We start from the raw sequence: 15800 nt of genomic DNA on the forward strand, positions 1-15800 counted from the left end.
CATTTATAATGGACACTAAAAATTAAAAAAGCAGGAAACAATTTGAACAAAAATTGAGGAAAATAAATAGATTTATGGTGAAAATAATATTTATAAATAATTAATTTGCAAGCAGCTTATGGCTTTTTTAATTAAACCTTAAAAGGTTACCAAATCACTAATTTGCATGATTCCTTTTACGTTACTATAGTTTTTAATATCAGCAGCAAATAGTTTTGCATGCGACAAAAAAGAATCTTTAAAAGCATTTCTATCTTCAAATTTCAAATGTGCGATAGCTACATATGGTGCTAATTCTCCAGATTCTCTACCGCCAATACCTAAGTCTAATTCCATCCCTTTTAACGCTGGTCCCACCATTTTGGCGATCATGGGTAAATGTGTGTTTTGATAGTAGTCGACATCAAATTTAATGTCTTTTGTATTCGGATACATTACAGATACTTTTATCATCATTAATTATGGTTAATTACCCCATAAAAGTATAGGTTTCGTGAAAATAAACACTTGTTTTTCTCCTAAAAAAATAAAACAACCTCTACTTATCCAAGTAAGTAAAAATTTTAAGTCAAGCCTTATATTTTACTCATTTCAGCGCATTATCCTCCTTTAAGAAATAATTGTGTAGCTCAAAAAATCTTATTCCGTAAGTGCTTTTCTTTTTTTCATCACTACAAAAAACAATGCGGTAATGAGCAAGGTAAATGCTAAACCAATCCAATTTGAAATAGCGACATCTAAACCAAAACCAATAGTTGGATCGTAAAAGATATAAGAACCGATAACTGAGGTAATAAAAAAAGCAGGTACCAATGCAATCATATAATAGGTCTTTTTTTGGTATAAATAAACTGCTCCAATCCATAATGCAATAGAAGCGGTGACTTGATTAGCCCATGAAAAATAGCGCCATAATAGTTGAAAATCCATATTGGTTAATATATATGAAATCAGAAATAAAGGAATAGCTACTTTAAATCGATTTTTTAATACTTTTTGGTCTATTTTTAAGTAATCCGCAATAATCATTCTTGCTGCTCTAAAAGAAGTATCGCCCGAAGTAATAGGTAAAACAATTACACCTAACACAGCGACGGTTCCTCCTATGGTGCCAAGAAAGGTTACTGCAATTTTATTAACAACCGCAGCTGGACCACCATTTTGTAATACCACATTTAAATCTTCTCCATTCATCAAACTCATGGCTGCCGCAGCCCATATCATAGCGATAACCGCTTCGAGAATCATCATCCCGTAAAATATTTTTCTACCATCTTTTTCATTGTCAATCGTTCGTGAAATAATTGGTGATTGTGTAGCATGAAATCCAGACAAAGCACCACATGATATGGTTAAAAATATTACTGGATAATAAGGCGTTCCGTTTGGGTGTAAATTCTCCAAAGTTAATTCCGGAATTGGGTTTCCATAAATAAACATTCCGATACAAATTCCGAGTGCACTTAATAAGAGTAAAAAACCCAATATGGGATAAATTTTCCCAATAATTTTATCAATAGGCAATACAGTTGCAATGATATAATAGATAAAAATACAAAAGACAATAATGGTTAAGAAACTAGTCTCACTACCCATCAATTCATTTATCATTTTTGATGGTGCAGTTACAAAAACAGTCCCAACCAATACCAAGAGAAGTAAAGCAAAGAAATTTACCACATGACTAAAGGCTTTTCCCAAATATTTAGAAGCTAAACCAGGTAAATGTGCCCCTCCATTTCTTAAGGATATCATTCCTGTAAGATAATCGTGTACACCTCCAGCAAAAATAGAACCAAAAACAATCCAGATAAAAGCAGAAGGACCATACAATGCACCTAAAATTGGTCCGAAAATAGGTCCTACCCCAGCAATATTTAAAATTTGGATGAAAGCATTTTTATTACTATTCATTGGCACAAAATCCACACCATCAGATAGTGTGTGTGCAGGGGTTAACTTACCGCCATCTGATTTAAAGGTTTTATCTACAAACTTACCATATATAAGATATCCTAAAAGTAATAAAACTAAAGCAGTAATAAATGTTACCATATTTGCTGTTTTTATCGAAAATATTTTTCCTAAATTTAACTATTTTACCTGTACTAAATATGGCATTTAAAACCTTAAACGTTGCATTTAAAACAGCACACATAAAGCCGGAGTGAAGTAAAATATTATTCCCAATAAATAAGAACGATTTAGAACGATTTAAAACTATTTTATAGAAGGATAGTTTTTTTGAACAGGTAAAAAAATAGTTGAAATACAGCGAAATGGATACCGCATAAAACATTTAATAAAAAAAATAAAGCGCCTTCATGACTAACTTTGTTTTTATACTAGGGTTACTTTACACGGTTTTTAAAATTACTTATATGCGTCGTTTCCTTAGTGAAAAAGAGTATTAAAGTAAGGAGAAACACCCTATTTGTAATTACTTTTTCATCATTTCATCTGCAACTTTTTGCGCATCCACGCAATATTTATCTTCTCCTTTTAATTTCCACTCTCCTGATTTATCCATATAAAAACGAACTGTTTTTTTAAGTACTTCGTCATAACCACCATTTAAAGTTAACATACTTTGTACCCTTTTCATATAGTCTGCCATACTTAAATCACCTGCAACTACTTGGTTCCAAAGCCTATTTAAACGTTTAGATTGCTCTTTGTAAATTGGCTTTACAGTTTTAAAAGCCATTAAAAAAAGGGATAAGGCTTTTGCTTCTGCGGATGGTTTTTCGGTATTCTCTTTCATATTAATTGCACTTGGTAGGTTTAAGGCTATAAAGGTAATTCAATAAAGTCAATCCATGGTATGATGTATGAAAATTCACCCGCCATTGCGCTTTTATTTTTTGGCTCAGTTAACTATTTTAGTTTTTTTTTGGATAGGTTGATTTAAACAAATTGTAATAGACAAAACAGGTGATCCTGCATTATTTTGCATTGCGGATGCGCTAAAACTAATACAACAATACTTTTAGAGAATTAATTAATGGACAAAAAAAGATTAGCAGGAGAAAACTAATTCTCCTGCTAATTCATTCTTACACCAAAGAGAAATTTCTTCTGCTTTAAATTCAGTTTTTAAACTTGCCCTTCCTTTCAACTTTAAGAAGAAAAATCTATTTACGGGTTTGGTTATTTATTTTAAATCAAACCTATCCGCATGCATTACTTTCGTCCAAGCTTTGACAAAATCTTTAACAAATTTTTCTTTATTATCATCTTGCGCATAAACTTCGGCATAAGCGCGTAAAATAGAATTAGAACCAAACACCAAATCTAGTCGTGTAGCGGTCCAAATTGCCTTCCCTGTTTTACGATCACATACTTGGTATAAGTTATCCTCCACTGGTTTCCAAGTATATTGCATATCCGTTATATGAACAAAAAAGTCATTGGTCAGCGCCCCTTCGTTATCAGTAAAAACACCATGTTTTGTATGGTTATAATTTGTGCCAATCATTCTCATTCCACCAACAAGCACGGTCATTTCTGGAGCTGTTAAGCCCATTAATTGTGTTCTATCTAGCATTAACTCTTCTGGACTAACTACATAGTCTTTTTTTAGCCAATTTCGGTATCCATCCGCCAATGGTTCTAGGGGATCAAAGGAAGCAGCATCTGTCATTTCATCCGTCGCATCACCTCTACCTGGTTCAAAGGGTACATTAATTTCTAAACCTCCAGCCTTTGCAGCTTGCTCCACACCAAGGTTACCCGCTAAGACAATAGTATCTGCTACACTAATTCCAAATTCAGCAGCAATTGGTTCTAATACATTTAAAACCCTAGCTAAACGTTTAGGTTCATTTCCTTCCCAATCTTTTTGCGGTGCTAAGCGAATACGGGCACCATTTGCACCACCTCGCATATCTGAACCACGATAAGTCCTTGCGCTATCCCAAGCGGTTACCACCATATCTGAAATAGATAAACCAGATGCAGCAATTTTTGCCTTTACAGCTACTACATCATAGTCTGAATTTCCTGTAGGTATTGGATCTTGCCAGATTAAATCTTCTTTTGGCACATCCACACCAAAATAATTTGCTTTTGGTCCCATATCTCTATGGGTTAATTTAAACCAAGCACGTGCAAATGTTTCTGAAAAATAGGCTTGGTCATTCTTAAATTTTAGAGAAATCTCCTTATAAATAGGGTCTACTTTCATGGCCATATCCGCATCCGTCATCATTGGGTTATGGCGAATACTAGCATCTTCTACATCCACAGGCCTGTCTTTCTCTTTAATGTTCACGGGTTCCCATTGCCAAGCACCAGCTGGACTTTTCACGGACTCCCAATCGTGTTTGAATAACATTTCAAAAAAACCATTATCCCATTTCGTTGGGTGGGTTGTCCATGCGCCTTCCAAACCGCTAGTTACAGTAAAACGACCTTTTCCAGATTCGTTAGGATTATGCCAACCTAATCCTTGTTCTTCTACATTTGCAGACTCAGGATCTGGTCCCAAAAGACTTGCATCTCCATTTCCATGTGTTTTCCCAACCGTATGACCGCCTGCAGTTAACGCTACAGTTTCTTCATCATTCATGGCCATACGAGCGAAAGTTTCCCTCACTTGCGCAGCTGTTTTTAAAGGGTCTGGTTTTCCATTTACCCCTTCAGGGTTTACATAAATTAATCCCATTTGCACAGCGGCTAAAGGATTTTCCATGCTGCTAGGATTATCTACGTCATCATAACGTTCATCACTAGGCGCTAACCATTCTTTTTCAGCACCCCAATAGGTATCTATTTCAGGATGCCAAATATCTTCTCTTCCAAATGCAAAGCCATAAGTTTTTAATCCCATGTCTTCATAAGCCATAGTACCTGCTAATACAATTAAATCTGCCCAACTCACTTTATTGCCATATTTTTTCTTAATCGGCCACAATAGTCTTCTTGCTTTATCTAGACTGACATTATCGGGCCAAGAATTTAAAGGAGCAAATCTCTGATTTCCGGAACCACCTCCACCACGACCGTCAGCTATACGGTAAGAACCAGCAGAGTGCCATGATAGACGTATTAATAAACCACCATAATGTCCCCAATCTGCTGGCCACCAATCTTGACTATCTGTCATAAGCGCACGCATGTCTTTTTTTAAGGCAGGTATATCTAGTTTTTTTAATTCTTCTTGATAATTAAAATCTTGGCCTAAAGGATTGGTCTTAGTATCGTGTTGATGTAGAATATCCAAATTAAGGGCGTTTGGCCACCAATCCATCACGTTTTCTTTATTAGAAGTATTTGCCCCATGCATAACAGGACATTTTCCTGCTGATGCATCCTGCTGAACAGGTTGCGTAATATTTTCTTTTTCGTGATGCGGACATTTACTTTCGTCGCCAGATGAGTTTGCTTGTTTATTGTCTTCCATAATTGTGAGATTTATTGGATAAAAAATTTGTTCAAACCAAATTTAACCAATTTATAGGTAATAGATATGGCATATTTATTCTTATTCTTAATAGCTTCATAGATAGAATTTATCGATCATTTATTAGCTTTTACATTGGTCTAGAGTAAACCATTTAGCCCTAGAAAAGGAAGCAATTAATACCTGTTTGCTTTGCATACCTCAGCATGATAAATTGTTTTAAAAAGTGACAAACAAACTGTTACTCTTCCTTATTTAGTTTTGTTAGACTCGCAATCAACGGCAGAATTTCCTTTTCGTAATTTTTTACCCCTATTTTTCTTAGTAACAACAATACCAGTAAAATAAGCAAAGAAATAGCATGAAAAAAGAGACTATAGTAAACACTTTCTTGTTCCCACAAGCCAATAAACGCAATATTTAAAGCAGCAGTAAAAAGTACAATAAAAATCAAAAAGTATAATTTTGGGATTAATATTTTACCTTTTAAATATTTAATTCTATTGTTAATATATTGTTGATTGTCCACCCCATAGTCCTTTAATCGATTATTAAAAAGTGGAACAAGCATAAATAACATGGCAACAGCCAGGAGAATAAATGCGATTAAATTATATCCGTTTAGGCTAAGGTGTGTAAGCATGGCATAAATTGCATAAACCGTAACAGATAAAAAAAGTAATCGTTGGTATTGGGTAATCCGTTCCAATTTATGCAAACGAATGGTTAAAGCATCAATATCCAACGGACTAGACTTTTCTTGTTGCCATAAATTTTGCCATTTATTAAAATCACTTTCCATAACTATTCATCTTTTTAGTGAGCGACTTTTTAATTCTATTAATTTTCACACCAACATTTGACACACTTATCCCAACAATTTCTGCTATTTCAATATAACTATGTTGTTCCAAAAATAAACTAATAATAATTCTATCCTGTTCTTTCAAAGTCGCGATTACTTTATACAATTTCATGATTTCTTTTTCGGCGTAATCGGGACCAGAATTGTCTAAGGTTAAAAATTCGTTTTCTAGCTTTAATTGATCCATTCGCGCCCTGGTTTTAGCACTTTTATTTGCAGATAAAATGGCTGTATTGGTCGCTATTCTATAAATCCAAGTATTGATATTACTCTCCTTCCTAAAAGAACTTAAGTTGTTCCAAACTTTTATATATACCTCTTGAAATAAATCATCAGCTTCTGCTTTGTTTCCTGAAAACCCCAAACAAAGTCGATAAATCTTATCCTTAGATTGTTTATAAATCTCCTTAAATTTTACTTCCTTATGATGCATAACATGGCAATCAATTCTATTTGCTCAAGATTTTTCTTTTGTCCTTTCCCCAACTATATAATGCAATTATTATTGTGCCAAACGCCACTCCCATCAGACCGCCATAAAATCCATCTGATAATGGGTTATAATGTTGAATAATTTGAAATAAAGCCGACATGATTAGGCCTAAAATTAGTAGATATTGTGATTTTTTATGTTTCATTTTAATAAAATTAATAGGTTCTTTTACTCTTTAGATTACTATTTATTCCATTTATTACACTTTTTTTTATTTTTATTTTCCGCTTTTATTTTACCCATCCATAGCTGTTGTAATTTGAGCAAGCGAAAACACCCCACATTTAATAGTAAGTATTGAAGTATTAAAGCTAGTTATGCATTGGCACATCCATTAAAAGAACCCTAGTGTGCTCTGTTACATTAAGGGTAATGGCTGCTACATCCCAAATCCCCATACCGTCTTTTTCAGTAAGATTTTCACCGTTAATTTCTACCTTTCCTTTCAGGATGAAAACATACACCCCATTGCCTTCTTTTTTTATTTTATATTCAACTGTTTTAGCTTTGGTAAATTCTCCTAAATGAAACCAAGCATCTTGATTTAACCAAACCCCTTGATCGTCTTTATGAGGAGAAAGTACTTGATACAATTCGTTCACTTTTTGAATAGCGTGAATAGAAATCTGATCATACCTTGGGTTTAAATTTTTCAACTTAGGTAATACCCATATTTGAAGAAATTTCACTTCTTTATCCTTATTCTTATTGTATTCTGAATGAGTAACGCCGGTTCCTGCACTCATTATTTGGACATCTCCTTCCTTGATTAAAGTAATATTCCCCAAACTATCTTTGTGTTCCAAATCACCTTCTAATGGAATAGAAATAATTTCCATATTATTGTGTGGATGTGTTCCAAACCCCATTCCAGCTTGTACAGTATCGTCATTTAAAACACGTAGTACCCCAAAGTTCATTCTTTCGGGGTTATAATAATTGGCAAAACTAAAAGTATGAAATGAGGTTAACCAACCATGATTTGCGTTTCCCCTTGTGGAAGCTTTGTGAATTACGTTATGCATAGTTTATCAATTTTTATTTCGTTTTTGAAAACGCAGTAAACTGCTTAAATTTAAATAAAAGATTAAATTAATAATTTTTAAATGACCAAGTACCATCAAATCAGCTAAAGCTTATTTTTTGAAAATACAATTTCAATTCGCTTTTTCAGTATCAAGAATACTTAAATAAATGGATAACAACTTGTCCTCAACTACACCCTTGCTTCAACAAATCAGCAACAAGCGTTTCTCTCCACTTTTTTCCTTTGGTGCACGGTGAAGACAAGGAGGAACTTTACTTTCAGGATGATCTACCGCTATCCGCCAAATATTTCCTAAACCTAAAGGAATTGGATGTGCCCCCTGAAGTGGTTGATAGTGTAGGTCGAAAAAATACGCCTTTAGAAACGATTCAAAACCTTCATCTACTCCACCATATATTTTTTTTAGTGCTGCTCTTATTTCGGGGATAAGTACTTTTTGAACGCCTTCTGCATTTGGTAGAATATCGCTAGGCTCGCCGTAATAAGTACATAAAAATGTGTCCACTGGTATCGGTGAACGGTCGACATGAAAGGAATATACATCCGTTGGAAAAAAAGGCAAGTCAGTATCTCGCTCATAAGATTGGATAATATTTAGTATTGGAGATGCACCTTGTGCTTTCAATAATTCTAAATCCTCTAAAAGTACAGCACGTGCAAGTTCACCTTGCTCACTTAACTGCAGCGAGACAAGTACTTCTTTTTCCAGTACAACCATATTTTCTTTCAATGCTACTTTATCGATAATTTCAGCAAAATCTCCTACTAATTTACGCTCCCAACAAACGGCATTTCTATCGTCATAAAAAGGTGTGGTAACAAGATCTTTAAAACTATTGACTGTAATAATTTGAGATACTCCAGGTGTTAAATCAGTCATAATAAAGAATTCAAGCACATAATTATTAAAAAAAGCAAGACAAGCATTTTACACTAATTTTTAATCCGTGCCTTACAAAGATAGAATCTATTTTTTAGCTACATAATAATTGCTCTATTGGGGATAAAAAACACCCTGCTTCCATAACTTTTTAAATTGCTTTTGGTACGTTCTCTCCTTCCAGGTAGACTTGTTCTTTTTAAGACTGGCATTCTTGTATTTTATTCAAAAAAATCTGGTTTAAAAAAATATACTACGTACTCAAATATTTTTTTCAAAACGCTGTATCATTCAAATATTAATTAGACTATATACTCTCTATTATTATTTGATAATCAGTTTTTCCCTAAACACTTCCTCCCCTTTGCTTCCAACAATAAGGTATATGCCAGGTGATAATTTATTGGTTAAATCCATGTGTATAATGGAAGAACCTGCTTGTTGCATCCTACTTTTTGAGTAAACCAGAACACCAGAAGTATTGTATAGTTGTATATAAATTTTACCTCCAGCTTTTCCTTTGCTATTTATATAAAAATCACCACTTGTAGGGTTGGGATATATTTTTGTTTCTATTTCTTTTTTACATTGTACAGAGATAACCTCACTATATTTATAATCCCCATCAAAATCAGTTTGTTTTAATCGGTAATAAGAAAGTTGATTTAAGGGCGCGTGATCTACAGCTGAATAATTGATCACCTCATTACTATTCCCAGCTCCATCATGGGTTGTAACGGATTCCCAATTGGCAGCATCACGGCTTCTTTCTACCGTAAAAAAGTCGTTATTAATTTCAGATGAAGTCCGCCATTTTAAATCTACTTTATCCTTATTTAAAACGGCACTAAAGCTTGCTAGTTCAATTGGTAGTGGACCGTTTGAAGTAATGGAACCTATCGTAAACGTACTAAACGTTGAAACTACAGCATCTGTAACAATAGTCCCATTTGAAACTGTGCCAGTAGTCCCTCCATTCCCTTCGCTTTCCCATAATAATCCATTCCATTTTACCACACGCAAGTCTGTTAAATTGAGAATTCCACAGCTGCGTGGCGATTGAAAACTTAGTGTCACGTCCACATTAGAGGTCCCCACATTATGGTCAATGGTCCAATATTCACAAAGATTTATATGATCTAGTAAAACATCTATTACTGCAATAGGATGAAGTGTATTTGGATTAGCATTAAGATAAGTAGCGGTAAACGCATCTGAAACTGGCGCAGAAATACTTAATGGAGCATAAACATTAGAAATTATATCACCAATAGGGAAAGTAAAAGCTTCGTCTCCAATTTTTTTAACAGGACCACTTACAAAACTAGCACTACTAGCACCGGTCATTGAAATATTATTATTTATCGTTAAAAGATTAACAGGAGTACTTATCACATAACCTTGGGTAAAATCAAGTTCTTCTTCTACGGTTATTGGATAGTTTAAGATTACATTTCCGTTTGCTTTATGGATGGTTAAACTTCTAAGATTTATGGCAGGAGTTAAACCAGTATTATTAATGTTTTGTATACCTGTTCCATCCATTATTATCCGCCCGTTTATATTTGAAGCAAGTGTCATTGTGGCGTTTGAATTAAAATTTATATTTCCAGCATAAGTACAAGAGGTATTGTTTGCTCCCAATATTAAACCCGTTGACGTTTTAGAGTAGGTAACATCCCCATTATAATCATCTCCCGTTAAGTTAGCCATATTAAATGTCCCTACGCCACTATTTTTTATTTCTAAATTTGTATTATAAACACCTCCTCCAAAACACCAATCATACGACGCACCCGTTTTATGAAAAATAGTATTCGCGCCATTGAATACACCGCCACTTAGACGAAATTTAGGAGCAATAAAATTTACATTTCCATTAAAAATAGTTCCTGATGCAATAGATAAATCTGTATCTCCAGTCAATAATAAATTTTGTGGCGTGGTACCAGTTTGGATAAAAGATTTAAACCACAAAAATCCAGTAAAAAAACCTAAAGCACCAATACTCATAGATTGTCCGGCTGCTAAAGTTCCATCTCCCCCATTTTGTCCAAACTTTATACCGGTACTATTGGAATTTGTACACTCAAATAGCAAACCACCATTATATTGATTGGAAGAAGCTGCATTGGTATTTAGTAAAATAATAGAAGAGTTCCCTACCCCTATATTTCTAAGCGAAAGTAGACCTGAAAAGGTAACATCCCCATCTGAACCAATGTAACTGGTTTGGTTAGCGCCCGAACCTTCATTCGTAATCGTTGTGGCACCACTAACGGCAAGAGAAGACAAACTTGAAAAAGCCAATATAATGGAAGCATTTGTTAAATTAGAAGAATTAATGGTGGACAGATCTCCATTAACTTGGTTTCCTGTAGTATTGGCTGCAATTATCAAATCACTACTGCCAACATTAGTCAATATCAAATTGGCGTTAAATACGTCGGCACTTGTACTTCCCGTCGAAAAAACATCACTACCACTATTAATAAATTCAGTAGCAGCATTAAATGTGTTTCCTCCGTTACCCCAATCTGCACTGGTCCCATTTTTTTTTAAGGTAGCTGTCCCATCAAAAGTAGAGCCATTCAACAGTATCCGGGAAGAAGTTGCGGAAATATTTGCGCCAAAACTAGTTCCCGAAAATTTAGTAGTTGCGGTACTATTAATAAAAATAGAAGACATGCTTGTTCCGTCATTAATCGTACCTCCTTCAAAAAGATTATCATTTGCACCTACGATATCGAATGTTTCGCCGGCAATATCAATAACTCCTATATAGCCAATATACATGCTGATACTATTGACAGCAACACCAACGTTCACCGTAGCGTGCTTATCTGCATTTAAATTTACACCATCAAAAATCACATCACTACTGGCTATCGGCAGCCCAGTTGTTGTAGTGCCATCTCCGCCAGAAACATCAGACCAGTTATCGGGATCATTCCAATTGTTTGTCGCGCCATCTCCTACCCAATAATAGGGTTGTGCATAACTTTGCGAAGGAATTAAAAAAAATAAAATTGTAGTATAGAGTAACTTCATAAATGGGGATTTTAGGAGGTTGTAAAAAAAGATATTTATTACATAATTTTTTGTTTAATGTGAATATAGATTGGAAAGCGTAATATATTTATCTTTTAGCATTGGGATAAGTAAATTTTTACGCAATAGTTATCACACTATTTTACACAGAAAGAGGAAGATACAAAATATTATGGAATAAACCATTGAATATTACTATTTTTTTGAGAACCAGTATACTATCTCTTGCAAAAAATAAGCTTAATCTTAAAGCGTCCATTTGCTGTAAATAGCTATCTCTTCACTAACAGCATCTGAAATTATTGATGGCATACATACCGTTTTTCAATTATGGGGAGAAGTAAAAATAACAGTTCATACTTTCGAGAAATAATCAGTTTTTATCCGTAAAGGAATATGCTTCAAAAATGAATATAAGTCCAATTTATTTAACTGAATGCACTAAAAAAGCAACCGGTAAGAGTGCACAAAAAATAATCATAGATTATAAAATCTTATATGCAAAAACACTACTACACCAAATGGATAAATCTGTAGCCGAAGTAGCTTATGCATTAGACTTTAATGAAGTGGCTAATTTTAATCAGTTTTTTAAAAGAAATACAGGCATTACTGCAACTCAATTTCGGCAAAGTAAAAGCTAAATAGTAACATTATTTTAAATAAATTGTTTCGGTTTTTCACCTTCCCCTGCAGCAATAACAATTTCAGTAATTCTCTTCTCTTTAGTTTCCTGTCTTTTTGCCACAATTACCCAATGCAATAATATTTTTTTATTTGATTTTGACAAGCTTTCAAAAAAGGCCATTGCCCCTTCCATTTTATTCAAAGCATCACTTAAGGCTTGGGGTACAATCAAATTCTCCACATCATCCATGGAAACCCAAGCGCCATTTTCTTTTGCTTTAAGAATACAGTCCATGCCTGCTTTTTTCATTAACTTATTTTTAACAAGCTCATCCACCTTGTCTTTATTCACTTTTGACCATGCACTTTTCGGTTTTCTTTTACTGAAATATTGCATGTACCTTTCCTTATCAATGGTTTTTTTAGTACTATCAATCCAACCAAAACAAAGCGCTTCATCTACTGCTTCGCTCCAAGTTAAAGAAGGAGTTTTTGCTGAAGTTCTATAATACACCAACCAAACCGACTGTGAAGAATGATGATTTTCAACCAACCATTCACGCCATTCGGCTTGACTTTTAGGACAAAATTTTTTGGTTTCAGTTTTAGGCATTGGTACAAAATTAAGACTTCACATGAAAGTCAACACAACATTACAATAGTATTTATTATTACAAACAAAGATATATTCAAGCGTTTACAACAGCATGTCAACAGTGAACTGTAATAATAGTAATGCTCCGAATCATTTCTACCTCAAAATCTAACATACTGTAATGCAATGACAAGGTGTAAATTGTTGCATTAAATAATCGTTCTTTTTCTTGCGAATTCACGCATGCATATATTTTTATGGTTTGACTTACCTTATATTTAGTCTCCATTGCGTATGCAGTGCACTAAGGATAATTCACAAAATTGGATAAAAATGTTATACAATTTTCGATTTAACCATACCCTCATTATTAATTGAGATTAATGAATATCTTAGCGAGATAGATAAATGGAAATTTCTCTGAAATGCTGCATGTGCTTTCGCTAAAATCATGCTACATATTGGATACATCCAGAAAAGTCTTCCTCATTAAAACATATAATAATGAATAATTTTAAACTAATTTTTATTTTTTTCGCCATAATCACCTCAGCATTAACCTCATTCGGACAAGGTATTCCAATACCTCAGGCTGGTTATACTATACAATCATTTAGTACCAATAATAATATCAATGTGGTAGCTAGGGCTTTTGATACAGACACGGTAACATATTGGGCATTGGGTGCTAACAATCCGTTTCCGGCTTTTGTGGAAATTGATTTAGGAATGGATTATGATGTAAATGGATTTAGTTTTTTACCTCGACCAGACGCTTCTAATAAACCTGGTGGATTTGAAGTATACCTAAGTGCGGATGGCGTGAATTGGGGAAGTGCAGAGATTTCAGGAAATATGCCATGGACAAGTACCACTGATGCGACACGTAAACACATTTATTTTGGAGCAATAACAGCACGATACGTAAAAATAGTATACACCTCCAGTTTAGCCTCAAATGGTAATGTGCACACCAACGATTTATTTATATACGAAAGTACTACTCCTGCCACTGGACAGGCCAACCAGGCAGTAAGTTTATCTATACCTAATAAAAGTACAGTGGACGCGCCATTTACAATTTCGGGATCCTCTACCTCTGGCTTAGCATTAACCTATTCAATTGTTTCAGGTCCTGCAACAATAGCTGGAAACACTATTACATTAACAGGAACTGCTGGTAACGTTGTTGTACAAGCCGACCAAGTTGGTGATGCAGCTTATTATGCAGCTTCCAGAACCGCTACATTTGAAGTGATTGATTTAACCACCTTCAACCCTGTAGTTACAACAAGACTGACAGAAGATTTCCCATTAGAGATGAACACTTTGAAAGCTTACCCTATTTATATGAATGCTTCCATTGATCAACCATCATTTTTAGCCATAGATTCAATTACCTTGACTATCGGTAGTCAAACAGTAAAAGCTACTGAAGCTACTGGTTACTTTTATTATTTATGGACGCCAGACGCTTACGGTAACCATAACATTGTAATCACTGCTCATGGCTCAAATGGAAACACCATGATGCTCAATAAAAATATTGCAGTAAGCAATTCTATTACTAATCAAAATGTGACAACCATCAATGACATTGATGTTATTTTTGGTGGCGCTAATAGTAGATGGTATTATGGCACTTATAGCATGCCACAATTTGTTGGAGCCTACGATCAAATTAATGCTAATTTGACAATTGCTTGTCCTAACATTGCGAATGCATGCGACGATTGGGACCGTTTGGCATATATTGACATTAAGGCACCAGATGGTAACTGGATACAGATTGTACGTTACATTACACCATATGGAGTAGCCTGTAATCACAACATTGATTTATCGGACTACGCCTCTTTATTACAAGGAGAATTTGAGTTTAGAATATTCATTGACACTTGGGGAACTGGCGGCTGGAATGTCACCCTAGATTTCGATTTTCAAGCTGGCACACCAACTTATGCCTATTCAAAAATAGATGAAATTTGGGATGCGCGTTACGATTTTGGTAACCCAAATAACCTACAACCTGTAGATACAATCGCTTACGAATTTTCTTCAAATGCACAAGCAGCCAAATTAATCATTTCTAACACGGGACATGGTTGGGGATCTAATAATAGCAACAATGCAGCTGAATTTTACAACGCTACAAATTATGTATTTGTAAATGGCGTAAATACTTTTACGCAAAACCTTTGGAATACCTGTAACCCGAATCCAGACAACTGTACAGGTCAGCAAGGAACATGGACATATTCTAGAGCTGGTTGGTGTCCAGGAACGATTGCACCTCCAAGCGAATGGAATTTAACCCCTTACATAAATTCAGGAGTTGATTTACATTACCAATTTGACCCTACCTACTCCGATTTGTGTCATCCAAACAATCCAAATTGTATCACTGGGTCAACTTGTATTGACTGTAACGACACCTATAACCCAGCTTACGAAGTAGATGGCCATGTAGTAAGCTATAGTAACACACCACTATTATACGAGACTACTGTTGCAAACCTTGTCGACAACACCATTGAATACAAATTTTCAACTTACCCCAATCCTACGCAAAACACCTTCAGAATTGAACTTGAAAACAATGAAGGAGCAGTTAAGGTATTAATATATAACATTCAAGGAGCAGGATTAAAAACCTATTATTTTGATTCAAAAACAGCATTAAACAATTATTTATTTGATGTTTCTAACCTAAGCAGCGGTACCTATTTTATCAGTGTAGAAAATCAAAGTGGTGCTGGTGTAAGTAAACTTGTAATCCGTAAATAGTCCACGCTTTTTGACCAATAGGTGTCGGTAATAAAAATTCTAAATGGAAT

The 15800-nt window shown here is 34.6% G+C and carries 12 protein-coding genes; 2 read left to right on the forward strand and 10 right to left on the reverse strand.

The features are described 5' to 3' along the window. Positions 1-138 precede the first annotated feature (138 nt). From DNU06_RS09045 to DNU06_RS09090, 9 genes are all read right to left on the reverse strand, one after another. Positions 139-456, reverse strand: a complete 318-nt coding sequence (locus tag DNU06_RS09045) for an EthD family reductase (protein WP_317048236.1) — start codon at positions 454-456, stop codon at positions 139-141. 183 nt (positions 457-639) lie between these two features. Continuing rightward, complete coding sequence (locus DNU06_RS09050; protein WP_111062931.1) at positions 640-2055, reverse strand: carbon starvation CstA family protein; 1416 nt, start codon at positions 2053-2055, stop codon at positions 640-642. Between the two features lie 385 nt (positions 2056-2440). Continuing rightward, a complete protein-coding gene (locus tag DNU06_RS09055; protein ID WP_111062932.1) occupies positions 2441-2764 on the reverse strand; it encodes a hypothetical protein in 324 nt (107 codons plus the stop codon). Positions 2765-3154: 390 nt separating this feature from the next. Continuing rightward, positions 3155-5404, reverse strand: coding sequence for a catalase/peroxidase HPI (gene katG, locus DNU06_RS09060; protein WP_111062933.1), 2250 nt, complete (start codon positions 5402-5404; stop codon positions 3155-3157). 241 nt (positions 5405-5645) lie between these two features. Beyond that, positions 5646-6206 (reverse strand): hypothetical protein, encoded by a 561-nt coding sequence (locus DNU06_RS09065; protein ID WP_111062934.1) that lies wholly within the window; start codon positions 6204-6206, stop codon positions 5646-5648. Next, positions 6196-6702 (reverse strand): RNA polymerase sigma factor, encoded by a 507-nt coding sequence (locus DNU06_RS09070; RefSeq protein WP_111062935.1) that lies wholly within the window; start codon positions 6700-6702, stop codon positions 6196-6198. Before DNU06_RS09070 ends, DNU06_RS09065 begins: the two co-directional genes overlap by 11 nt. A 371-nt stretch (positions 6703-7073) precedes the next feature. After that, positions 7074-7787, reverse strand: a complete 714-nt coding sequence (locus DNU06_RS09080) for a pirin family protein (protein WP_111062937.1) — start codon at positions 7785-7787, stop codon at positions 7074-7076. Between the two features lie 204 nt (positions 7788-7991). Next, entirely contained in the window at positions 7992-8690 is a 699-nt protein-coding gene (locus DNU06_RS09085) for a hypothetical protein (protein WP_111062938.1), read from the reverse strand. Positions 8691-9014: 324 nt separating this feature from the next. Further along, complete coding sequence (locus tag DNU06_RS09090) at positions 9015-11741, reverse strand: beta strand repeat-containing protein (protein WP_111062939.1); 2727 nt, start codon at positions 11739-11741, stop codon at positions 9015-9017. A 407-nt stretch (positions 11742-12148) separates the two neighbouring features. On the opposite strand from DNU06_RS09090, the gene DNU06_RS09095 reads away from it, so the two are divergent. Beyond that, on the forward strand, positions 12149-12385 hold the full coding sequence (locus DNU06_RS09095) for a helix-turn-helix domain-containing protein (RefSeq protein WP_111062940.1): 237 nt from the start codon (positions 12149-12151) through the stop codon (positions 12383-12385). A gap of 14 nt (positions 12386-12399) precedes the next feature. Here the strand turns inward: DNU06_RS09095 and DNU06_RS09100 are convergent, their stop codons facing one another. Then, the gene (locus DNU06_RS09100) at positions 12400-12981 is read right to left on the reverse strand and encodes a YdeI/OmpD-associated family protein (RefSeq protein ID WP_111062941.1); all 582 of its coding nucleotides are present in this window, start codon (positions 12979-12981) and stop codon (positions 12400-12402) included. Positions 12982-13467: 486 nt separating this feature from the next. On the opposite strand from DNU06_RS09100, the gene DNU06_RS09105 reads away from it, so the two are divergent. Next, on the forward strand, positions 13468-15750 hold the full coding sequence (locus tag DNU06_RS09105; protein ID WP_111062942.1) for a discoidin domain-containing protein: 2283 nt from the start codon (positions 13468-13470) through the stop codon (positions 15748-15750). Positions 15751-15800: the final 50 nt, after the last annotated feature.

Source organism: Putridiphycobacter roseus (assembly GCF_003234935.1).
Taxonomy (GTDB): domain Bacteria; phylum Bacteroidota; class Bacteroidia; order Flavobacteriales_D; family Crocinitomicaceae; genus Putridiphycobacter; species Putridiphycobacter roseus.